This window comes from uncultured Campylobacter sp. (assembly GCF_947255105.1).
Taxonomy (GTDB): Bacteria; Campylobacterota; Campylobacteria; order Campylobacterales; family Campylobacteraceae; genus Campylobacter_B.
Genome location: NZ_CAMYFP010000006.1, coordinates 12,324 through 34,623, shown reverse-complemented (window position 1 = coordinate 34,623; position 22,300 = coordinate 12,324). Strand labels below are relative to the sequence as shown.

Annotated in this window: 25 protein-coding genes; 8 read left to right on the top strand and 17 right to left on the bottom strand. The window is 35.2% G+C overall.

The window, feature by feature from the left end; translation table 11 throughout:
- Positions 1-5: 5 nt before the first annotated feature.
- The 8 genes from Q0X52_RS04610 to Q0X52_RS04575 all read right to left on the bottom strand — a co-directional run bounded on the left by Q0X52_RS04610 (position 6) and on the right by Q0X52_RS04575 (position 7,100).
- Positions 6-404: a hypothetical protein gene (locus Q0X52_RS04610; RefSeq protein ID WP_297575446.1), complete on the bottom strand. Its 399-nt coding sequence runs from the start codon at positions 402-404 to the stop codon at positions 6-8.
- Positions 401-1,087, bottom strand: a complete 687-nt coding sequence (locus Q0X52_RS04605; RefSeq protein WP_297575444.1) for a hypothetical protein — start codon at positions 1,085-1,087, stop codon at positions 401-403. Before Q0X52_RS04605 ends, Q0X52_RS04610 begins: the two co-directional genes overlap by 4 nt.
- Positions 1,084-2,616, bottom strand: coding sequence for a hypothetical protein (locus Q0X52_RS04600; RefSeq protein ID WP_297575441.1), 1,533 nt, complete (start codon positions 2,614-2,616; stop codon positions 1,084-1,086). The genes Q0X52_RS04605 and Q0X52_RS04600 overlap by 4 nt, the downstream gene beginning before the upstream one ends.
- Positions 2,617-2,681: 65 nt before the next feature.
- Positions 2,682-3,554, bottom strand: coding sequence for a GTPase Era (era, locus tag Q0X52_RS04595; protein ID WP_297575439.1), 873 nt, complete (start codon positions 3,552-3,554; stop codon positions 2,682-2,684).
- A 9-nt stretch (positions 3,555-3,563) separates the two neighbouring features.
- Entirely contained in the window at positions 3,564-4,883 is a 1,320-nt protein-coding gene (gene hslU / locus Q0X52_RS04590; RefSeq protein WP_297575437.1) for an HslU--HslV peptidase ATPase subunit, read from the bottom strand.
- A gap of 1 nt (position 4,884) precedes the next feature.
- On the bottom strand, positions 4,885-5,424 hold the full coding sequence (gene hslV / locus Q0X52_RS04585; RefSeq protein WP_297575436.1) for an ATP-dependent protease subunit HslV: 540 nt from the start codon (positions 5,422-5,424) through the stop codon (positions 4,885-4,887).
- Positions 5,424-5,867 carry a 50S ribosomal protein L9 gene (rplI, locus tag Q0X52_RS04580; RefSeq protein ID WP_297575434.1) on the bottom strand — a complete coding sequence of 148 codons (444 nt, stop codon included), beginning with the start codon at positions 5,865-5,867 and terminating at the stop codon, positions 5,424-5,426. The genes hslV and rplI overlap by 1 nt, the downstream gene beginning before the upstream one ends.
- 12 nt (positions 5,868-5,879) lie before the next feature.
- Positions 5,880-7,100 (bottom strand): argininosuccinate synthase, encoded by a 1,221-nt coding sequence (locus tag Q0X52_RS04575; protein ID WP_297575433.1) that lies wholly within the window; start codon positions 7,098-7,100, stop codon positions 5,880-5,882.
- Positions 7,101-7,272: 172 nt separating this feature from the next.
- Between Q0X52_RS04575 and Q0X52_RS04570 the strand changes: the two genes are divergently transcribed.
- The 4 genes from Q0X52_RS04570 (at position 7,273) to lptB (ending at position 9,232) form a co-directional block, all read left to right on the top strand.
- Complete coding sequence (locus tag Q0X52_RS04570; protein ID WP_297575431.1) at positions 7,273-7,800, top strand: pyridoxamine 5'-phosphate oxidase family protein; 528 nt, start codon at positions 7,273-7,275, stop codon at positions 7,798-7,800.
- A 74-nt stretch (positions 7,801-7,874) separates the two neighbouring features.
- Complete coding sequence (locus Q0X52_RS04565; RefSeq protein ID WP_297575429.1) at positions 7,875-8,120, top strand: RNA-binding S4 domain-containing protein; 246 nt, start codon at positions 7,875-7,877, stop codon at positions 8,118-8,120.
- Positions 8,104-8,517 carry a tRNA (adenosine(37)-N6)-threonylcarbamoyltransferase complex ATPase subunit type 1 TsaE gene (gene tsaE, locus Q0X52_RS04560; protein WP_297575427.1) on the top strand — a complete coding sequence of 138 codons (414 nt, stop codon included), beginning with the start codon at positions 8,104-8,106 and terminating at the stop codon, positions 8,515-8,517. Before Q0X52_RS04565 ends, tsaE begins: the two co-directional genes overlap by 17 nt.
- A complete protein-coding gene (gene lptB / locus Q0X52_RS04555; protein ID WP_297575425.1) occupies positions 8,507-9,232 on the top strand; it encodes an LPS export ABC transporter ATP-binding protein in 726 nt (241 codons plus the stop codon). The genes tsaE and lptB overlap by 11 nt, the downstream gene beginning before the upstream one ends.
- A 37-nt stretch (positions 9,233-9,269) precedes the next feature.
- Here the strand turns inward: lptB and mog are convergent, their stop codons facing one another.
- From mog to Q0X52_RS04525, 6 genes are read right to left on the bottom strand one after another with little or no spacing between them, the layout of a single operon-like run.
- Positions 9,270-9,797 carry a molybdopterin adenylyltransferase gene (gene mog, locus Q0X52_RS04550; RefSeq protein WP_297575423.1) on the bottom strand — a complete coding sequence of 176 codons (528 nt, stop codon included), beginning with the start codon at positions 9,795-9,797 and terminating at the stop codon, positions 9,270-9,272.
- Entirely contained in the window at positions 9,794-11,443 is a 1,650-nt protein-coding gene (locus Q0X52_RS04545) for an AAA family ATPase (protein ID WP_297575421.1), read from the bottom strand. The genes mog and Q0X52_RS04545 overlap by 4 nt, the downstream gene beginning before the upstream one ends.
- The gene (gene mtaB / locus Q0X52_RS04540; RefSeq protein ID WP_297575419.1) at positions 11,406-12,641 is read right to left on the bottom strand and encodes a tRNA (N(6)-L-threonylcarbamoyladenosine(37)-C(2))-methylthiotransferase MtaB; all 1,236 of its coding nucleotides are present in this window, start codon (positions 12,639-12,641) and stop codon (positions 11,406-11,408) included. Before mtaB ends, Q0X52_RS04545 begins: the two co-directional genes overlap by 38 nt.
- On the bottom strand, positions 12,638-14,266 hold the full coding sequence (locus Q0X52_RS04535) for a mechanosensitive ion channel domain-containing protein (protein WP_297575417.1): 1,629 nt from the start codon (positions 14,264-14,266) through the stop codon (positions 12,638-12,640). Before Q0X52_RS04535 ends, mtaB begins: the two co-directional genes overlap by 4 nt.
- Positions 14,263-15,303 (bottom strand): 3-dehydroquinate synthase, encoded by a 1,041-nt coding sequence (gene aroB, locus Q0X52_RS04530; protein ID WP_297575416.1) that lies wholly within the window; start codon positions 15,301-15,303, stop codon positions 14,263-14,265. Before aroB ends, Q0X52_RS04535 begins: the two co-directional genes overlap by 4 nt.
- 8 nt (positions 15,304-15,311) lie before the next feature.
- Positions 15,312-16,730, bottom strand: a complete 1,419-nt coding sequence (locus Q0X52_RS04525) for a TrkA C-terminal domain-containing protein (RefSeq protein ID WP_297575413.1) — start codon at positions 16,728-16,730, stop codon at positions 15,312-15,314.
- Between the two features lie 132 nt (positions 16,731-16,862).
- Between Q0X52_RS04525 and tgt the strand changes: the two genes are divergently transcribed.
- Positions 16,863-17,981, top strand: coding sequence for a tRNA guanosine(34) transglycosylase Tgt (tgt, locus tag Q0X52_RS04520; protein WP_297575412.1), 1,119 nt, complete (start codon positions 16,863-16,865; stop codon positions 17,979-17,981).
- A gap of 2 nt (positions 17,982-17,983) precedes the next feature.
- Here the strand turns inward: tgt and kdsB are convergent, their stop codons facing one another.
- Genes kdsB through cutA form a run of 3 tightly spaced genes read right to left on the bottom strand, consistent with a single transcriptional unit; the run spans position 17,984 to position 20,444 of the window.
- A complete protein-coding gene (gene kdsB, locus Q0X52_RS04515; RefSeq protein ID WP_297575410.1) occupies positions 17,984-18,709 on the bottom strand; it encodes a 3-deoxy-manno-octulosonate cytidylyltransferase in 726 nt (241 codons plus the stop codon).
- Positions 18,706-20,145 (bottom strand): threonine synthase, encoded by a 1,440-nt coding sequence (gene thrC, locus Q0X52_RS04510; protein ID WP_297575408.1) that lies wholly within the window; start codon positions 20,143-20,145, stop codon positions 18,706-18,708. The genes kdsB and thrC overlap by 4 nt, the downstream gene beginning before the upstream one ends.
- Entirely contained in the window at positions 20,142-20,444 is a 303-nt protein-coding gene (cutA, locus tag Q0X52_RS04505) for a divalent-cation tolerance protein CutA (RefSeq protein WP_297575406.1), read from the bottom strand. Before cutA ends, thrC begins: the two co-directional genes overlap by 4 nt.
- 195 nt (positions 20,445-20,639) lie before the next feature.
- Here cutA and Q0X52_RS04500 point away from each other — a divergent pair, with 195 nt between their 5' ends.
- Genes Q0X52_RS04500 through Q0X52_RS04490 form a run of 3 tightly spaced genes read left to right on the top strand, consistent with a single transcriptional unit; the run spans position 20,640 to position 22,297 of the window.
- The gene (locus Q0X52_RS04500; RefSeq protein WP_297575404.1) at positions 20,640-21,029 is read left to right on the top strand and encodes a CidA/LrgA family protein; all 390 of its coding nucleotides are present in this window, start codon (positions 20,640-20,642) and stop codon (positions 21,027-21,029) included.
- On the top strand, positions 21,026-21,718 hold the full coding sequence (locus Q0X52_RS04495) for an LrgB family protein (RefSeq protein ID WP_297575402.1): 693 nt from the start codon (positions 21,026-21,028) through the stop codon (positions 21,716-21,718). Before Q0X52_RS04500 ends, Q0X52_RS04495 begins: the two co-directional genes overlap by 4 nt.
- Before the next feature lie 9 nt (positions 21,719-21,727).
- On the top strand, positions 21,728-22,297 hold the full coding sequence (locus tag Q0X52_RS04490; RefSeq protein WP_297575400.1) for an AAA family ATPase: 570 nt from the start codon (positions 21,728-21,730) through the stop codon (positions 22,295-22,297).
- Positions 22,298-22,300 lie beyond the last annotated feature (3 nt).

Below are 22,300 nucleotides of genomic sequence, written 5' to 3'. Positions count from 1 at the left end.
GGTATTTAGTTATGAGTGATTTTAACATTTTTACTTCCTTGATTTAATTTCAATATTTTTTCTTCGATTCCGTTTGTTATAATAGCAAAATTTCTACCAATTTTTTCTATTTTGTAGCCATTAATCTTATCGCCTTTTTCATACCAACGCTCATTTATCTTGACTCTTTCACCAAATATAGCATAAAGTATAAAGGTTCTCTCCTCTTGATCGCTCTCATCAATAGCAAGTGCTTTTGCTGGGAATGGATCTATCATCTCATCAATCTTTTTAGGATCTAACCCAACACGCTTTTGACTTAGATCTTTAAATTTTTGATCGTAAATTTCTTTTTCAACCTCATCATTGGCAAAAAGAAAGGCTGAATTAAAAAGTATTAAAAACAGTAAAGCTAATTTTTTCATTGTGCACCACCCTTTTGGCTCTGCTCATATTTTATGCCCCATAAGGAGATATTAAGCTCTCCGTTAAGTATCCCATTTTCTTCAACAATATCTATACCATTTATATCGACAACCATTTGCGACTCTTCGATGGCATTGATATATTTTAAAAGACTCTTAAAATCAGCTGTCAAATTTACATTTACATTTAATATCTGCTCAACTTTTCCTGGCTCTGGCTCTCTTTCATCAGAGAGAATTGAGTGAATTTTGACACCATATTTTTTCGCATCTGCAGAGAGATCATTTAGAAATTTAGCCCAATTTTGCTCATTGTATGTTACAGTAGAAACCTCTTTTAGTCTATCATCAAAATAGATATTGCCATCTATCAAAGTAGTAAGTCTCTCTTGCTGTGCTGCAAGCGCCTCTTTCTTTTTGTTTATGGCAAAATTTCTATCATTTCTTCCAGGTCCACTTATATCAGTGCTTGTCAAAAAGCTATTGACCTTTTCAAGATTGGCAGTTACTGTGGTAAGCTCAGAAAGTCTGTCATCATAATAACTCTCTGCATCTGCCCAAGCAAGAAGATAGATAAGTCCTGTTGCAAGAAGAGCGGCCATACCAAAATAGAGCTTTACTTCACTCTCTTTTTTAAATTCAAAATAGTTGTCTATTTTGTCTAATACTGACATATTTTTCATTTTGCTCGCTCCACTATCTGTAATGTGATGTTACTCTCATATTGTTGTGATGTGATATTGTTATCATCTTGAGAGATAAGTTTTGTAGTGACATAATACTTAGATGACTTGCTTATACTCTTTAAAAGTTCTGTCATCTTTTCATCTGTGTCTGTTTTGACATAGAAACTAAGTGAGTTTGAATTTACATTTATGCCGCTGAGTTGTCCATAATGGCTTGTTACAAAGTTGGACATATCATAAAGAGCGCTTGCTTTCATAGGATAGTTCATCTTCTTGCCATGTATCTCTGTAAGCCTTAGTTTTTTGTCATCCAAAATAGCCTTTTGACCATCGGATTTTTTCATAACAGCTTTAATTTCGTTATCTAAATTTGAAAGAGCTCTTTCAATTCTATTTTTTTCATTTGTTGCAGCTGACAACTCAACCTCTTTTTTCTCTGTTTGAAGAAGGTTGAAATAGCCAAATCCATACCAATATATAGGCATTGAAACACCAATCAAAATTCCCGCTCCAACAGCCGCAAAAAGCTTACCACTGTCTCTTTTCATAAAAGGAGGTGGTCTTAAAAATGTAGAGAAGTTAAACTCATCATCTGGCTCTGCAAGGTAGCTTTGGGCCGCAAGCATCATAAGCATATCTAGCTGAGTTATCTCAAAGTCTTTAGTATTGACTGCTATATCAAAATCAAACGACTTATAAGTAAGTGCAAGCCTATCTTCTACAAATATCTCAACACCATTTATACTACCAATATCGCTACCTATAAAGACATTTTTAATCTGAGTTTTATAGACCTTTGAGATACTGTTTATAATATCTCCTATGTAGATAAATATATCATTGAATATATCTATAAGAGAGTCTCTTTCCATTGGATTTTCAAAGTTGATACCATCTTTTTTAAGCATGGCGTAAAAATCATTTTCATCAACACGATTGCCTGTTAATTCAGAAAACTTATCGCAGATGTATTTTAGGTTGAACCTAACATTTCTTGTTTGAAAATACTCTCCATTTTTATATACAACCAAAAAAGCATCATTTTTTTGGAAGTAGATAAAGCAGTCGCACTCATTGGCTTGCAAAACTCCTCTTTTATAAAGAGCGCCTACCAAAAATGGTGCATATGCAAGATAGTCGATATATCCTGTGTTTGAAACAACCGGATACAGGTCATTGACCAAAATATCATTATTTACAACAAATACGTTGAAGTATTGATTGTCAGGAGATTGGCTGTCTGATTGAGTATAGACTATCTTATAATCAGCTTCAGGATCTAGTGAAAGCTCTTTATAAGTCTCAACAATAATCATATTGTCTATCTCTTCTGCAGGTGTTGTTTTTGGTATCTCAACATGAGCAGTTGTGACATTGTTGTTGCTGATATAGGAGATATAAAATTCTTTCGAGCTATTTGCCTTTGTGATGTTAAAGGAGCTTAGCTTATTGCCGTCAAGTTTAAAGGAATCGCCACTTACTCTATTTATAGAGACAATTGCCATATTTTTTAACTTTTTTGCCATTATTCATACTACTTTCTAAGACTAATTTAAAAATTGTCATAGATTAATTAAATATCGATAAAAAGTCAATAAACAAACTCTTTTTTTATCAAATTTTCATCAATATTCCACATTTTTTTTACCTTAACAGTCAAATTTAGATAAATTTTTCTCTCTTCAAATTTACAAATGAGTTTTTTGGCTCTTATTCCAACACGTTTTATGGTGCCTCCATCTTTGCCAATCACCATTTTTTTATGATTTTCATTTGATGTGATGATGGTTGCATAGATAACTACTATCTCATCTTTATCCTCTACTTTATCCACCATAACATCGACCGCATAGGGAATCTCACTACTCAAAGAGTCAAAAACTGCCTCAAGGATAAGATCTCTATAAATCTCTTTTGTCGTTTTTGTGCTAATAAACTCAGGCGGATAGAAGTATGGATTTTCATCGATATGTTTTACTATCTCATCTAATAAAATCTTTCTATAGGCCTGTTTTTTTATACTTACTGGAACTAAAGCCAAAAATTTATCATCAAATTTAGAATACTCGCCTATCTTTTGAAAGAGTTTTTTCTCATCCATCTCATCAATTTTGGTTAGGACTAAGATATGTTTTTGAGTTGGAAATTTGGCTAAAAACTTCTCATAATTTTTAACATCATCGTGACAAACTGCCAAAAATAGCACTAAATCAGCATCTATCACTGAGCCCAAAGCAAGCTCAACCATCGCTTTATTGAGAGTTTTGTTACTCTCATGAAGACCTGGCGTATCACTAAAGATGATTTGAGCCTCATCATGCATCACAATAGCTGTAATTTTTCTTCTAGTTGCATTCTGTTTGTGCGAAACCATGCAAATTTTTTGCCCTAAAAGATAGTTAATAAGCGAACTCTTGCCCGCATTTGTTCGCCCTATTAGTGAGACAAAACCACTTTTACTCATCTTTTTGCCCTAAAGAATATATTTTGCAATATCGACATCCTCTACAACATCTTCTAGCTTACTTTTAACAAAATCTGCGTCTATTGTTACCTTTTTGTTTTGATAGCTCTCTACGTCAAAACTTATATCTTCAAGAAGTTTTTCCATGATAGTGTGAAGTCTTCTAGCGCCGATATCTTCGATCTTTTGGTTGGCTTTTGCTGCAAGCTCTGCAATGACCTCTATACCATCTTTACTAAACTCTATATCTATATTTTCAGTTTTTAAAAGTGCGATATATTGCTTTAGAAGTGAGTTTTTTGGCTTTGATAAAATAAGCGCCAATGCTTTAGAATCAAGACTCTTTAACTCCACTCTTAAAGGAAATCTACCTTGAAGTTCAGGTATCAAATCGCTTGGCTTGCTCATATGAAACGCCCCTGCAGCGATAAATAAAATGTGATCTGTTGGAATAACTCCTAATTTTGTATTTACGTTGCTGCCCTCAACTATCGGAAGCAGATCTCTTTGAACTCCCTCTTTGCTAGGATCTTGCCTACTTTGAACAGAGTTAGAAACTGCAATTTTATCAATCTCATCTATAAAAATAATGCCGTTTTCTCTCGCTCTTTTAAGTGCCTCCTCTTTTAAAAGCTCCATATCAAGGATATTTTCACTTGCTTCGCTTCTAAGAAGCTTTTTTGCCTCAGCTATCTTTACCTCTTTTTCTACCTTTTTATTGCTAATGCCAATAACTTTGATGAAGCTCTCCTGCATATTTGCCATCTCTGGCGGTAAATTTGGATTTTGTTCGAAGATATTTTGACTTACCTCTATCTTGATATCTAACAGATCAAGCTCTCCATTTTGCAACTTTTCAACCATCTTTTGATAGCTTTTTTCATAGTCTTGCAACTTCTCATCACTTGCACCTTTTGGAAGCGGAGGAAGAAGTTTTTTGAGTATCTCTTTTTGGACATATTCATCGATCTTATCTCTGTTTTTCTCCATCTCTTCATCTTTTACCAAATTTAAAGCCTCTTTTGCAAGATCTCTTACCATGCTTTCAACATCGCGCCCTACAAAGCCAACTTCAGTATATTTACTAGCTTCAACTTTTATAAAAGGAAGACCAAAAAGCTTTGAAAGTCGTCTAGCAATCTCTGTTTTTCCAACGCCAGTTGAGCCTATCATCAGGATATTTTTAGGGATGATCTCATTTCTCATCTCATCTTCTAGCTGCATTCTTCTATATCTATTTCTAAGCGCTACAGCGATGACTCTTTTTGCCTCATCTTGCCCTATGATATACTCATCAAGTTTTTCTACTATCTGCTTTGGCAATAACATTTTAGTCCTTTATCGCAAGTATTTTTATGTTGGTGTTGGTGTAGATACAGATATTTCCTGCTATTTTTAAACTCTCCTCTACAAGCTTTTTTTCATCTAAATTTGAAAACTCATCCAAAGCTCTAGCAGCTGAAAGTGCATAATTGCCACCACTTCCAATAGCGGCAATCTTACCATCATCTGGCTCAACCACATCACCCATTCCACTTAGTAAAAAAAGATGTTTCCTATCCAAAACCAACATCATTGCTTCAAGTTTTCTTAAGTATTTATCTTTTCTCCACTCTTTGCTAAACTCAACAGCTGCTCTTAAAAGATCGCCTTTTACGGCATCAAGGCACTTTTCAAACATATCAAAAAGATTGAAAGCATCAGCTGTACTTCCTGCAAAACCAGCCAATACTGAACCATCTTTTCCAACTTTGCGAATCTTTACAGCACCACCTTTTAAAACTGTATTTCCAAAGGTAACTTGTCCATCGCCACCAATTACAGAGGCATTTTTGCCCTTATAAGCTAGTATAGTAGTTGCTTCAAACATCACTCCCCTTTAACTTCTACCTTAAAAAGCGCACTTATACCATATTTAAATTTCGCCTCAACATTAAAAAGTCCTACATTTCTTATAGTATCAATCTCTATAGCTTTTTTATCTATATCAAAGTTTTTCTGCTCTTTTAGAGCATTTGCTATCTCATCTTTTGTAACAGAACCAAACAGAGCTCCGCCCTCGCCAACAGGCTTTTTGACAACTACAACAACATCTTTTAGCTCTTTTTTCAATTTTTCCAAATTTGAAATTTCATCTTTTAGCTCTTGCGCCTCTCTTTTCTTAGCTGCCTCATACTGTCTTAAGACCTCGTTTGTTGCGGCTTTGGCAAAACCTCTAGCTATAAGAAAGTTGTTGCCATATCCATCTTTTACCTCTTTTATCTCGCCAGCTCTTCCAAGCCCTTTTACATCTTTTATAAGTAATACTTTCATCTCTATCCTTTATTATATTTTTCTTCCATTTTTACCTGCAATTATAAACCTTAACGCATTTAGTTTTATAAAGCCCTCAGCATCTTTTTGGTTATAGACATTATCGGCTTCAAATGTGCTAAAACTAGCGTTAAATAGACTATCTTTTTTGCTACTTCTTCCAAGCACGGTAACATTTCCTTTATAAAGCTCAAGTCTAACCTTGCCATTTACATGCTTTTGACTCTCATCAATCAAAGCTTGAAGCATAACTCTTTCTGGGCTAAACCAAAAACCATTATAAATTAGCTCTGCATATTTTGGCATAATCTCATCTTTTAGATGAGCCGCACCTCTATCAAGCGTTAAGCTCTCAATAGCTCTGTGAGCTTTAAGCATAATTGTTCCACCTGGAGTTTCATAACAACCTCTACTTTTCATACCAACATAGCGATTTTCAACCAAATCAAGTCGTCCAATGCCGTGTTTTGCACCAAGTTTGTTTAACTCACTTAACATATTTGCAGGAGTTAGACTCTTGCCATTTAGTGCAACTGGATCGCCATGCTTATACTCTATTTCTATGACTTCACTCTCATTTGGAGCATCTTTTGGATCTGTTGTCCATCGCCACATATCAGGTTCTGGTGCGTGGTTTGGGTCTTCTAAGATAAGTCCTTCATAAGAGATATGAAGTAAATTTGCATCCATAGAATAAGGTGATTTTCCCTTTTTTTGTTCTATTTTTATGCCATTTTTATGTGCAAAATCAAGCAGTTTTTCACGGCTATTTAAATCCCACTCTCTCCAAGGTGCAATTACTTTAATATCAGGATTAAGCGCGTATGCTCCAAGCTCAAATCTAACCTGATCATTTCCTTTGCCTGTAGCTCCATGGCTTATAGCATCTGCTCCTGTTTTTGCTGCAATTTCAACAAGATGTTTTGCTATCAAAGGCCTAGCAATTGATGTTCCAAGCAGATATTCACCCTCATAAACAGCATTTGCTCTAAACATAGGAAAAACAAACTCTTTTACAAATTCCTCTTTTAAATCAAGCGTAAAAATGTTTTCTTCCTTAATGCCAAGTTTTAGTGCTTTTTCTTTGATTGGCTTTAAATCCTCATTTTGACCGATGTCTGCGGTAAAAGTCACCACTTCACACTTATACTCATCTTCGAGCCATTTTAAAATAACACTTGTATCAAGACCGCCTGAATAGGCTAAAACTACCTTTTTAACATCTTTTTTCATAGAGCTTTCCTTAGATTAAAATTTGCTTAAAATGGTAGCGAAATTTAGATAAAATAAAGATAAAATAGAACTTTTGTAGCAACATCTAGTCTTAATATAAATTTATTTTTTATTAACTAATCGGCTCTATAATTTGATATTAATTATCTTAATAAACTCAAAGGGAATAACAATGAACAAAGTTACCATAGAAGAAAAAGAGAAAGATAGCGTCATAAAACAGGAACTAGATAAATTTATCAACTCTTTTAAAAGCGTCATAATATCATCAGTTTCAAAAGATGGCTACGGACTTGCTAGCTACTCAACCATTACTAAAGTAGATGAGAGCTTTTACATCTACATAAGCAAAGTTAGTGACCACTATGAAAATATCATTAGCAATCCAGATAAAATATCGATTTTATTTTTAGAAGATGAGCACTCTGCCAAAACAATACTTGCTAGAAAAAGAGCCACTTTTAGAGCCGAGGCTATAAAAATAGAGCGAGATAGCAAAGAATTTGCCAAATTTGCAACTGAGTTTGTGGCTAAATTTAAAGAGCAAAGCGGTGCCGAGCAGGTCATAACTATGAGAGATTTTGATCTATTTAGACTTAAATTTGGAAAGTGCAGATATGTAAAAGGATTTGGCGGTGCATATGATATAGAAAACAGTGATGTTACTATGCCACAGACAAAAAATCCTCATAAGTACTAATAAATTTCAAATTACATTTAGCAAAAAGTGCTTTTTGGAGTGAAATTTAAACAAATTTAGATAAAATCAACCTCATGAGAGTTGATAAATTTTTAAATGTGGTAAATATTACAAAAAGACGTGCTGTTAGCGAAGATATGTGCAAAAGTGGCGTTGTATCCATAAACAACGTCACAGCAAAAGCAGCCAAAGAGATCAAAGTTGGTGACATTATCACCATAAAAATGCTTGATCGTGAGCTTAAATTTGAGGTTTTAGCAATTCCAACAGGCAAAAATACACCCAAATCACAGCAGGATAGATATGTCAAGGAGCTTTGAGTTAGGAGTTGATGAGCTTGATATTTTGGTAGATAGCCTACCAAAAGAGGGGCTTTTGATTTTGCAAGGGACACTTGCTAGCGGAAAGACAACTTTAGCTAAAAAAATAGCTCTTAAAAATGGAATCAAACAAGAGCTTACCTCTCCAACATTTTCGATAATGCAAAGTTATAAAAACAATGATTTTACTCTTTTTCACTATGATCTTTATCAAAATGATTTCGAAGCAATTGTCAAAAATGGATTGTATGAAAACTTTTTTGAAGATGGGCTTCATATCGTTGAGTGGGGAGATGAGAGAGTCATTGAGTTTGCAAAAAAATATGAACTACCAACTCTAATAGTAAAAATCAAATCAAAACAAAACAAAAGAGAGTATTTAGTCTATGAGCCATAAACTTGAAGTAAAAAATATCAAAAAAAAGATTAAAAAAACAGAGATTATAAAGGGAATAAATTTAGAGATAGGAAGCAGTGAGATTGTTGGTTTGCTTGGTGCAAATGGCGCTGGCAAGACTACTACTTTTTATATGATTTGTGGCCTACTAGCGCTAAGTAGTGGCAAGATATTGCTAGATGGCAAGGATATAACATCAATGCCACTTCACAAAAGAGCAAAGCTTGGGATTGGCTATCTTCCGCAAGAAAGTAGCATTTTTAAAGACTTGAGTGTTGAAGAAAACTTAACTATAGCAGCGCAAATTTTTTACAAAGACAAAGAGATGGTAAATGAAAAGATTGATGAGATGCTCTCTCTTTTAAACATCGATCCCATAAGAAAAAGAGCTGGAGTTAGCCTAAGTGGCGGTGAAAGGCGTAGATGTGAGATAGCTAGAGCTTTGATAGCTATGCCAAATTTCTTACTTCTTGATGAACCATTTGCGGGGGTTGATCCTATAGCTGTGGCCGATATTCAAAATATTGTAAAAGATCTTAAAAATCTTGGAATTGGAGTTTTGATAACCGATCACAATGTTAGAGAAACTTTGGCGATTTGTGATAGAGCCTATGTTATGAAAGATGGGCAGATACTATTTAGTGGAAGCTCTAGCGAAGTAGCAAGCAATGCCGATGTCAAAAAATACTATCTTGGCGAGAGCTTTAACTTTTAGTAGTCAAATTTAGCCACTTTTTAAGTTAAATTTAACTCTATTTGCCCTTTGGTCTAAAAATCTTTATCTTACTCTCATCTGCTCTTATATATCCGCCGCCTATTAGGTCTATGCAGTAAGGAATAGCTGGAAAAACAGGCTCCAAACACTCTCTTATCGCTTTTGGGTTGCCAGGAAGATTGATTATGAGTGAGTTTTTTCTAACTCCAGCAGTTTGACGTGAAAGTATCGCTGTTGGGACAAATTTAAGGCTCTCTTGTCTCATAAGCTCACCAAATCCGGGCATCATCTTATCACACACTGCAGTTGTTGCCTCAGGTGTAACATCTCGTAAAGCAGGTCCAGTTCCGCCTGTTGTAACGATGAGATCGCACTTTTTCTCATCACTTAGCCACTTTAGCTTTTCAACTATCTCATCAAACTCATCACTTACAACATCATAAAAATAGCTCTTTTCATTGACAATCCACTCATCAAGTAGCTCTTTTATCGCCATTCCTGACCTATCTTCATAAATACCCTTGCTAGCTCTATCGCTTAGCGTTAAAATGCCTATCTTTATCACTCATGCTCCTTTACAACTCTGCTAACCTCATCAAAACTAATTTTTTCATCTCTAAAAATTATCTCAGAAACTTCAAAAATAATCTCTTTGGACTTTTGCAATCTCTCAAAGAGCGCTTTCTCGCACTCTTTTAACAAGTTTTCAACATCTTTATCACTTGGAACAATTTGCACCATTCCATACTCAAATACCATTTTTTGTGCAATCTCTTTGGCCTTTTTTAAGTCGCTACTTGCATTGGAAAAGAGATCATCTTTAAAAATTCTCATTGCCACACTGCCACTTAACAAAACCTCTATCTTTTTTTCAAGCCACTCACGTGACTCGATTTGGCGATCTTGTAGCAAAAAATCATCTTCAAAAAGACTAATTTTGTTAAATGGAACTTTGTAGATGTAGGCGGTAGCTGCTTTTGCCCCTTGATATATCGATTGGATCTTCTTCTCATCTTCGCTTAAATTTATACTTTTTTTCTTGCCAAAAGAGACTCTGTTTTTAACAGCTTCAAAATCGCTATCTACAACTTCGTTCCCACCTCTTCTAAAGGCATGAATTGCTGCTTCATTGACAAATGTAGCGATAGCCGCACCGCTAAAACCAACACTCATCTTAGCAAGATAGTCAAGATCTACCTTTGCATTTATAGCCCTTAAATGGACTTGTAAAATCTCCTTTCTATCGCTAAAATCAGGAAGTAAAAGATAGAGATGTCTATCAAATCTACCCGCTCTTAAAAGCGCCTCATCAATCATCTCTATTTTATTGGTTGCTGCAACTACTAACACGCCGCTGTTTTCATCAAAGCCATCCATCTGAGTCAAAAGTTCGTTTAAGGTCGCCTCTCTCTCATCATTTCTATCGCCGCCCCTACTCTTGCCAACAGAGTCAATCTCATCTATAAAGATAATTGATGGTGCCTCGCTCTTTGCTCTTGCAAAAAGTTCTCTTACTCTTTTTGCGCCAACTCCTACATATGTCTGTGAAAAAGAGGCTCCACTTTGATAAAAAAACGGCACTCCAGCTTCGCCAGCAAGTGCTTTTGCAATGAGAGTTTTACCAACTCCAGGCGGTCCAAAGAGAAGTACTCCCTTTGGTAAATTTATCCCTAGTTTGCTATATTTTTTTCTATTTTTTATAAAATCAACTATCTCAAAAAGCTCATCTTTAAGCTCTTTTATCCCTGCAACATCGCTAAATTTCACGCTACTCATCGCATAATTTATGATGTAGTGCTCATCACCAGAGCTGCTATTTGGTATAAATTTATCCACTCTTTGCGGTCTTTTTTTATATAAAAGAATGAACAACAGAATAAAACCAGCCACTACAAAAAATGGTACAAAACTCATCGGCTCTTTAGAAACCACTGCTACCTCTTTGCAAAGACGCTCAATATCAATGGCCTCTTTTAGTATGATAAACTGCCCGTTGCTAGTAGAAAGATAGACTCTATCCTTAATGATAAGCGCCTTTTTGATAGTGCCACTTTCCAAAAGTTTTTCATATTGATCATATTTGATATAACTAGCTGTCTGTCTAAAATAGACAAAACCAACAAGCAACATAAGTATAAAAAACAAAATTGCCACTATCTTTAGGCGACTTTGCCTAAATTTTTGCAAAATTTCCTTCAAATTTAATCTCATAGTTTTCTATCCTTTGCCAACCTTTAAGCTCACTTTGCGACTCTATAAAAACTCTATTGTAAAACTGATCATAACCGCTATAATAGCCCTCTTTTTTAGACTCTATCAAAACCTCCAATTGAAATTTATGCTCTTTTCTAAAGTTATAATTATTGACTTTTACTATATTTTTAAGCAAATTTAGCCGCTTTTTTGCCTCTTTTTTATCGACATCTTGCTTTAGAGTTGCTGAATGTGTGCCATCTTTGCGTGAAAAAACAAAGGCGTGAAGATGAGTTAGTGGAAATTTTTTAAAGTTTTCAACCGCCCTGCTCCAAATTTGCTCACTCTCGCCTGGATGTCCAACAATAAAGTCCGTCCCAAGCCCAAAACCATATGAGGCAATTTTATTAAAAAGCTCTAAATCTCTCTTTACATTGTTTCTTCGTCTCATTATCTTAAGCATCTCTTCATCGGTGTGCTGAAGTGCAATGTGAAGATGTTTTTCAAGCCACGACTCACTCAAAATCTCCATAAACTCATCATCTATTTGAGAGGGCTCTAAACTACCAAGCCTAATCCTCTTAATCCCTTTTATAAGTGAAAGTTCTTTTAATAGTTTGGCAAGTGTAGTTGCTCTATCTTTGCCATAACTACCGATATTTGTCCCTGTTAAGACTAGCTCGCTAAAGCCATTTTGTGCAAGTGCATTTGCCTGCAATAAGATATTTTCCAAACTACTGCTTCTAGCTTTGCCTCTAGCGGCTGGAATTATGCAATATGAGCAGTTAAAATTGCACCCCTCTTGAATTTTGATAAATCCCTTTGAGTGAGTGCTATAGTTAAAGACCTCTTCGCTATCTATGGTATTTGAGCTATCAATCTCTATAAACTTACTCTCTCTTTGCAAAAACTCATCGATATTGCTCTTTTTTGATGGGCTAAATAGACCAAAAACAGCGCTATTTTTGAAAAATTGCTCTCTTTCAACAACAGCTCCACATCCAGTTACTAAAACTTTTTTGCCAACCCTTTTTACTCTGTTGATGTAGTTTCTAACATCACTATTGGCGCCATTTGTAACAGTGCAAGAGTTAACTACAACAATATCGGCCTCTGTTTCATCTTCTACAACTTCATAGCTCTTTACTTTACTTTTCATAAACTCGCTATCGTAGATGTTTGTTCTACAACCAAAGGTTTTAAAATAGACTTTCAAGCCTCACTCTCCATCTTAAGCTCGCCATTGTAGTGAAAACTCTTCTTATCGCCTCTATATAAAGTTTGCGATGGATAGGCTATCTCTATATCTTTTTCAGCTCTTAAAGCCTCTAAAATATCGCCTGATATGTTGCTTCTAAGAGCCAAAGTTGCATAAGAGTTTGTCATATACCAAACACTTATCTTTATGCCATATGGTTCAAAAAAGGTAAAGATACGCGGCTCTATATTGGAGTTTTTTATGCTATATCTGTTGCGAAGCTTTGCCATCTGTTTTTTGGCAATATCGGTGTGGCCTTTGGAGTATTTGCGCGCTATATTTTTGATGATATAGGCAGCTTTTGTGTGATTGCTCTCAAATGTAAGAAGTATATCTATACCATCCCAAACTGTCTTCATGCCGCTGTGAGTGTAGTTTGCAATTATCTGCGTAAAGACATAGTTATTTGGTATAAAGACAATTCGACCAGCTCTTCTGCTCTCAGTGTAAGTTGCAAGTGTAATATCTTCATAGAGAGTTATGCGAAGTAGCGAGATGTCTATTATATCTCCAACTAAGTTTTCAGTTGGGCCATTTCTTACCTTTATCCTATCGCCAACATGCAAAGTGCCGCCAAATGTTATGGCAAACCAACCAAGTATAGACATAAACATATCTTTCATAGCGATAGCCAAACCTGCCGATGCAAAGCCAAGCACGGTTATTAGGTAGGTTACATTTTCGATATAGGCAAAGATAACAATGGTAATGATGAGAAAAACTTGAGTGAAATTTATAAATTTGTTTATGGTATAGAGCCGCTCATCATCTCTAAAATACTTTTTGCAGGTATATTTAAACAAAAACGCAAAGAGCAAAACAAGTGCGATAACAATGGCTAAATTTATAGCTCTTTTTATCTGTTTTCTTATCTCTACTTTTATATCTTCAACATTTTCATCTATTCTTTTTTCAAAAACATTAAGCGCACTACTTGCAAACTCTTGCGATCTGGCAAAATCAGTTATCTGCTCTTTGATAATCAAAAGCTCGCTTTCTAGCTTTACTGGATTGCCTACCATTTTATAGCTCAAAAGCTCTTCTAAAAGCAACTCTTGCTCTTTTAACTCATCAAGCAATGCACTTAGCGATAGAACTTTATTTTTATAATCATCTCTTTGATTTAAGAGATATTTTATATGGTTGTAGCCTGAAACTATGTCGAATGGATTTTTAATCTTTGGCGCAATGGCAATCTCTGGCGGTTGCAAGAGCGAAACAGTAGGCGAAATTTCAAAATCTTTCAAAACTTCAAGTTGCTCTGAGATGGTAGTTATCTTTTTGTTTAACATCTCTACTTTTTTTACATTGCTTTTATAAGTTTTGCTAAGCTCCTCTTTTAAGCTATTTCGCTCTGAAGTTAGAGTTTGAAAATTTTTATAGTTGTTATAGCGAACATACCAAATATTTTTTATGATATCTCTTCTGCCAATCTCTATCTTTTTTTCCAAACTTGAGACTCTTTTTTCAATCTCTAAATTGGTAACTTGATCATCTCTAATGGTCAAATTTAGATCGCTACTCAAACTTACATCTGAGTGCAAAAATACAAATATAGATAAAACAGCTAAAAATACTCTCATAAAAACCTTCTTAAGACCTCTAAAACTAGCTCTTTTTTTAGATTGTCAACCATTCTAAAAGCGCCAATGCCCTCTGGTAATATAAATTTAATCTTGCTATTTTTACTCTTTTTATCTAGAAAAAATGCCTCATAAAAGCTCTCTTCATCTTCTATTTTAAACTGAGTTGGTAATTCAAATTTAGCCAAAAGCTCCCTAATTTGCTCTTTTTCATACCTGTTAATAAGTCCAAGCGACTCTGCAAGCTCATTTGCCATAACAATGCCAATAGCAACTGCCTCGCCGTGAAGATATTTCTTATAATTTGTTTTGTTTTCTATGACATGCGCAAAGGTGTGGCCATAGTTTAGAACCGCTCTTATGCCGTTTTCTTTCTCATCAAGTCTTACTATTTCTGCTTTTATAGAAACGCACCTTTGAACCAAAAAGGCAATCTCATCTTCACTTTTAAGCTCATGCTCTTGCATAAAAGCAAAAAGCTCTCTATCAAACATCACAGCAACCTTTATGGCCTCTGCAACTCCTGCATTAAACTCTCTTTTAGAGAGAGTTTTGAGATATTTGTAGTCACAATAAACTGCCTTTGGTTGATAAAAAGAGCCTATTAAGTTTTTGCCAAATTTATTGTTTATTCCCGTTTTTCCGCCAACACTTGCATCGATTTGAGAGAGTAAAGTTGTAGGAACTGTTATAAAGTCTATCCCTCTTTGATAGATACTTGCTGCAAAACCTGCCATATCGCTTACTACTCCGCCACCAAATGCAACTACAGCGCTTGCTCTATCAAGCCTTGCATCAAACATCTTCTCCAATATGAAATTTAAGGTCTCTAAATTTTTATACTCTTCGCCATCTTCTACCTCGATAACTACTACAGAGCCACACTCTACTCTTTGTTTGATATCATCTAGCCAAAGTTTAGAGATAGTTTTATTAGTTACAATGGCACACTTTCCTTTTAAAATAATCTCTTTGTTGGTGTTGATAAAAACACTATATTTTTTGGCTCTGTTTTCTATCTTGATTGCAATTTCCATATATATCCTTAAATTTCATAAGATGAAGGTATAAAGAGCTGATAGTTTGATCTAAGAGCATAATAAAGCAGATCAAAATCTCTCATAAATGGAGCTGCAAGCCCTCTATTTAATATCTTTTTGGTAAACGGAATAAACTGTAAAAAATCCTTTTTCTTCTCAAGTATTTTTATAGGATTTTCCTCTTTATCGACTATGATTAGCTCCTTTTTAAAAAGCTCCGAAAGCTCTTTGTAGTGCTTGATAATCTCCTTTGTGCTTATTATGTTTTGGTCATAATAGTAAAGATAGATATCCATACCAAACTGCTCACAAACATCATAAACAACACTCGACTCAGGAGCGTCTTTTCTATCATTTGTTACAATTATGCCTTTTTTTATCGCTTTTATATTACCATCGCCAAGAGTTAGCACAGGGATATTTTCCCTATATAAGCTCTCTTTATACTCTTCAAAAAAATCATTCTCAACCACAACAAAGCCAATATTAAATCTCTTTATATCACTCCCCATAAAATTGGCAGTTGTGTTTTTATAATCAACTAGCACTTCACAGCTATTTTTAAAAGAGAGGCTCTTTATCTCATCAAAATACTCATTTAACGTAGGATTGATAACTCTTATGTAAAGAAGATGGTTTTTAAGCACTTCATTTAGATACTGCGCTGTTTGAATAAGCTTTGAAAAGCGGCTTCTTGTCATCTCTTTTAGATCTATCAAAAGATAGATATTGATACCATATGGCGATGGAAACTGCCCTTTTTCCTTTTTTATAGCGTTAAATATATTTTTAAGAGCGGCTGGCTCGCCTGTTAAAAGAAGTGAGTCATTTGGCATGATAGTTGTCTGACTTTTGGTGATGATGTAGCGATTTTGACGGTAAATAAGTGGAATTTGAAATTTATTTTGATTAAAAAGTCCAACTTTTCTGTAGGCAAAAGAGCTTCCTACAGGAACCTTAACCTCCATAATCTCGCCAATACCAAGTCCAATATTGTCAGCAAATATCGGATTGTCGGGCAAAAAGCCAGTAAGTCTTTGGCAAATAATTGATGTCATATCTATAAATTTAACAAACTCATCATTTGCTCTAAGTTTTAAAGCCCCATTCCACATATCAACTATAAAAATATCTCTATGCGCCTGTATATCTCGTAAGTTTTCATAGACAACTTGAGCTTCAAATTTATCATCTAAAATGATCATAAAACGGCTAAAATCGCCATTGATAACTGATCTGAGTCGCTCCTTGCTTGTAGGATCAAACTGATAAAACTCCATATTGTCTGGGAAAAAAACTTCTGGCAGGGTCTTATCGCTTTTATAAACTATAACGTAGTTGTGATGAACATTTTTAAGTTTTACAATAGTTTCTATAAATTTTTTAGCCAAAATTCCATCACAAACTATCAATATATTTTTCATAAAACTGCTCCAAATTTAAAAGTTTTATTATAACTAAATTTGATTTAATATATGATTTTTGGTAGCTTTTAAATTTCAGCTCGCTAACAAATGGATAAATTTGGATAAAATAGAGCTTTTATAAGGAAATAGATGAAATTTAATATTGATAAAGTTGATGGAAACGCAAGAGCTTGCACTATACAAACAGCGCACTCTACGATAAAAACACCAGTTTTTATGCCAGTTGGCACAGTTGGCGCTATAAAAAGCCTTGATGCAATAGACCTAAATGGGATACTCTCTCCAAAAATTATCCTAGCAAACAGCTACCATATGTATCTAAGACCAGGTAGCAAAATAGTCAAAAAGTGCGGTGGGCTTCATGGTTTTACGGGATTTGATAAAAGTTTTCTAACTGATAGTGGTGGTTTTCAAGCCTTCTCACTAAACAAAATGGCAAAACCTGACGATGGTGGCATAAAGTTTCAAAGCCACATCGATGGTAGCAGACACTACTTTACGCCAAAAAGTGTGCTTGATATGCAGTATGACTTTGGAAGTGACATTATGATGATACTTGACGATTTAATAGCGCTTCCAACAACCAAAGCTAGACTAGAGCTTAGTGTCAAAAGGACGATAAAATGGGCAAAAGAGGCTATAGATTATCACAAAGAGTCACAAAGCAAGGGAGTTGGTCTTGGTCAAAATATCTTTGGCATAGTTCAGGGCGGAACAGATTTTGATGCAAGAAAAGAGTGTGCGCTTACACTTTCTAGTATGGATTTTGATGGACTTGCTATTGGCGGACTTAGTGTTGGAGAGAGTAACGAGCTTATGTATGATACAGTTGAGGCAATGATGCCATTTATGCATAGCAATCGCCCAAGATATCTTATGGGAGTTGGCACGCCTCAAGATCTTGTAGAAAATGTCGAGCGCGGAGTTGATATGTTTGACTGTGTAATGCCAAGTCGCAATGCAAGAAATGGCACACTTTTTACAACTTTTGGCAAAATCAACATAAAATCAGCCAAATTTATAGATGATCTCTCGCCGATAGATAGCGCTTGTGAGTGCTATACTTGCAAAAACTTCCATAGAGCCTATCTAAATCATCTCTACAGAGCAAAAGAGCTTACCTTTTTTAGGCTTGCCACCATTCACAATCTACACTACTATCTAACTCTTATGAAAGAGATGAGAGAGGCGATTTTAAATGGCAAATTTAGCCAGTTTAAGAGAGATTTTTATAGCAAAATGAGTTAAGCTTATCTATAGTTTTGTCTATAAAACTCAACCGCTCTTTCGTAGTCCTCTTTTGTATCTATGCCAAAACTACTGGTCTTTATTGCAAGCATTGCTATCTTTTTGCCACTCTCAAGCGCTCTTAATTGCTCTAGCTTTTCACTATTTTCTAAAAAACTATCCTTTAGATGACAAAACTCCATAAGAGTTTTTTTACTATATGCATAGATCCCAATATGAGCCTTAAAGCTCTTTACGCTCTCTCTTGGATATGGTATGAGTGATCTTGAAAAGTAAAGCGCATTGCCAAACTCATCTGTTACAACCTTGACCAAATTTGGATCTTTTGCCAAGCCCTCATCCACCACTTTATAGCAACTCGCCATAAAAGCGCCTTTTTTTAAGATAGCCTCTTTGGCAAATTCTTTAAACAAAACAAGATTGCTGCTTTCAAAAAATGGCTCATCAGCCTGCACATTAATGACAATCTCATCATCATCTAATTCTACTTTGCCAATAGCCTCATTTATCCTATCACTGCCGCTTTTATGAGAGCTATCTGTCATAACTGCCTCAAATCCATAGCTCTTAGCTATCTTTAAAACACTCTCATCATCAACCGCTATCAAAACTCTTCCAGCTGCCTTAGCATTGATGGCGCTCTGTATGAAAAGCGGCTTATCACCAAGCTTTGCCAATATTTTTTGGTTAAATCTAGTAGAACCTAGTCTTGCAGGTATAACTATCATTTTCTCACCCACTTTAAAATCATCTCTTTTAATTCATCTGTAGTTGCAATATCTTTATGAATTTCACTTCTGTCAAAAAGAGCAGCGATTCCACTTGGAACAGCGTCGCCAAACTCTTTTTCCAACTTAAACATCTCTTTTTTCTCATCTAGGCACTTTTTGTTTTTGATAGCCATCACCATAGATGGTGTAAATTTGGACCAATGAGCTGTAGATGTGATGATGGTTGGTCGCTTTTTTGCTTGAAATTTAAAGCAAGTTGCTGTGTGAGGATCAATAAGAATCTTTTTTTCGGAGAGTTTTTTTATAAACTTTGCCGCCTCTTTATCGCTGCAATATTTTGCTCTAAAACCCTTTAAGACCTTTTTTGGCACATTATAAAACTTCTTATCTTTTAGACTTTTCATAAGTTCTTTGCACTTTTTATCGCCAAGCCTATCAAACAAAAGTCGCTCAATGTTTGATGAGATGAGGATATCCATCGCTGGACTTATGGTTTTTAGAAGCTTTCTCTCTCTTATATCATAAATGCCCTCATTAAAAAACTGCGTTAAGACATCATTTTGGTTGGAGGCTATTTTGATTTTTGCTATTTTTGCTCCCATTTTTTTGGCATAGTAAGCGCCAAGTGCATTGCCAAAGTTGCCACTTGGAACTACGATGTCAAATTTCTCTCCCTCCTTTAAAACTCCACTTTTCAAAAGCCACGCATAGGCATAAAAGTGATAGATGATTTGAAATAAAATTCGCCCAAAATTGACTGAGTTGGCAGCTGTCAAGTAGTACCCCGCCTCTTTAAGCTGGGTTCTAAACTCCTCATTTGCAAGTAGAGCTTTAAGTGCGCTTTGTGCATCGTCAAAGTTTCCTTCAATGGCAATTGAGTTTAAATTTGGTGCATCAATAGTTGTCATTTGCAATCTTTGAACCAAACTTGTACCATCTTTTGGATAGAGGCAAGCAACCTTTACATTTGATGAGTTTGCAAATGCGCTAAGAGTTGCAGGACCTGTATCGCCACTTGTTGCACAGATGATGAGATATTTTTTATCCTCTTTTTTTGCAAGATCATCAACAATAGAGCTAAATGGCTGCAACGCCATATCCTTAAAGGCCTTTGTTGGGCCGTGATAAAGCTCATTTATGTAGAGATTTTTGCCTATTTTTTTCAAATTTAGCGGTGGTTGTTCTGTCTCAAAGTTGTCATATCTAAGAAGTGCTTTTTGAAAAATCTCATCTTCAATATCAAATTTAAAAGCCCTGATAATCTCCATTGCAAGCTCTTTATAACTATAGTTTGGAAGATTGGCAAAAAAACTATCCTTTAGTTTTGGCAACTTTTTAGGAGTAAAAAGCCCCCCAAAATTTGCACTTGGGTTTAAAATCGCCTCTTTAAAACCTACCTTTTGGCTGGCGTCTCTTGAACTAACTAGTTTCATCTGCTCTCCTTTTTTAGCCATTTTTTGTATCTTTTTTCTATCTTATCTAGCTTTATAGCAACAATTTGCGGAGTTTTGTAAGAGTGCTGTTTTTTTAGAAATTTCTCTACTTTTTTATAGTTTTTATCGCTCGTTTTTATCTCTACAAGGTACTCGCTCTCATCTTTTATCTTGCCATTCCATCTATAAAGACTCTCTATCTCAAAGAGAGAAACACAGGCACAAAGCTCCTTTTTAAGAAGTCCTTTTGCAATCTTTTTTGCCTCTTTTTTATCTTTTGTAGTAGTTATGATTAGCATACTCTCACCTCTTATTTTGTTGCAGCTTTGGCTAAATTTCAACTATTTTTAATTAAAAATCTGATTATAGTAACATTTTTTATTAAATTTAAACTTTAAATTTCAGTAGAAAAGTGAGTAAAGATAGAATAAAATAGCTCTTTATTTACTATAAATTTATCTAAATTTAACTACACTACAGAAAAAGGAGGCTTGATGAAATATCTAAAACAAGTAACCATTATATTTGCTATCTCTTTTGTTGCAGAACTTTTGAGTGCCCTACTTCCTGGTAAGTTACCAGCTAGCGTTTTTGGGCTAATACTTATGTTCTTACTTCTCTATTTTAAGGTTTTGAAGGTTTCGCAAATAAAAGAGAGTGTTTTGTTTTTTATCGAAATTATGCCAGTTATCTTTATACCAGCCGGCGTTGGACTTATGGCAGCTTGGGCGCAAGTTGAGCAAAATATCGTTGCAATTGTTACAATAACAGTGCTTTCAACCATATCAGTTATCGTAGTAACCGGACTAATAACTCAAAAAATATATGAGATAAATATGAAAAAAATCAAAAAGCAGATGTTGGAAGAGAGGGTCGAAGAGTGAAAGAGCTTTTACTTCATTCATCATTTTTTGCAGTTTTTCTCTCCCTTTTTTGCTATCAAATTGGACTAATCATCAAAAAAAGAGTTAAATTTGCCATTTTCAATCCACTTTTAATATCTATAGTTTTGGTTATTGTTGTTTTGATTGTGCTTAAAATTCCGTATGAGAACTACAAACAAAACTCAACCTACATAAGCTATTTTCTAACGCCAGTAACAGTCTGTCTAGCTGTGCCACTTTATGAGCAATTAGATCTTTTAAAACACAACTATCAAGCGATTTTTGCAGGGCTAATTGGCGGAGTAATAGCCGGTCTTGGCTCAGTTTTATTGCTCTCACTACTCTTTGGACTAAACCACGAACTATATGTCACACTTCTTCCAAAGTCCGTTACTACCGCTATTGGTATAGGCATCAGCGAGCAACTTGGCGGAGTTGTCACAATAAGTGTTGCTGTAATTGTCGCCACTGGAATACTTGGTGGAATTATGGCTGAGAGTCTGTTTAAGATATTTAGGATAAATAAGCCTATAGCCAAAGGAATAGCCATAGGTTGTGCATCTCACGCCATCGGAACGGCAAAGGCTATCGAACTTGGCGATGTTGAAGGTGCTATGAGCTCACTTGCAATTGCAGTTACAGGACTATTTACTGTAGTTGGCGCATCTATTTTTGCAAACTTTTTATAAGGAGAAGTTATGATAATCTCAATAGGACGAGAGGCTGGAAGCGGCGGTAGAGAGATGGCTTTAAAGCTTTCAAAAAGATTAAATCTTGAGTATGTTACACAACAAAAACTTATAATTACAGCCGATGAGATGGGCTTTTTTGAAGAGGTCTATAGCTTTTGCAACGAAAAACCTGCAAATACACTGCTACAAGCGATTGCCAAAAATGAAGTGGTTTCAAAAAATCAGCAAATTGTAGCTATGGTATTTGAAGAGTTGGCAAGAAGAGGTAGTTTTGTCATACTTGGAAGAGCTGCAAACTACTTTTTAAGGCAAAGAGCCGACTTTGTCTCTGTTTTTTTGCATGCTAACTTTGACTTTAAGCTACAAAGATTGGAGGCTCAAGGCTACTCAAAAGAGGAAGCCATAGAGTATATGAATAGAAAAGATAGCCAAAGAGCCTCATTCAATCGCTACTACACAGGAGAAGAGTGGGGAAAAGCTAAATTTTATAACCTAAGCATCGATACTTCAAAGTGCGGTATAGATAGTAGCTTGGAGTTTATCATCTCTTTTGTAAATTGTGCAATAAAATCTTAGCTT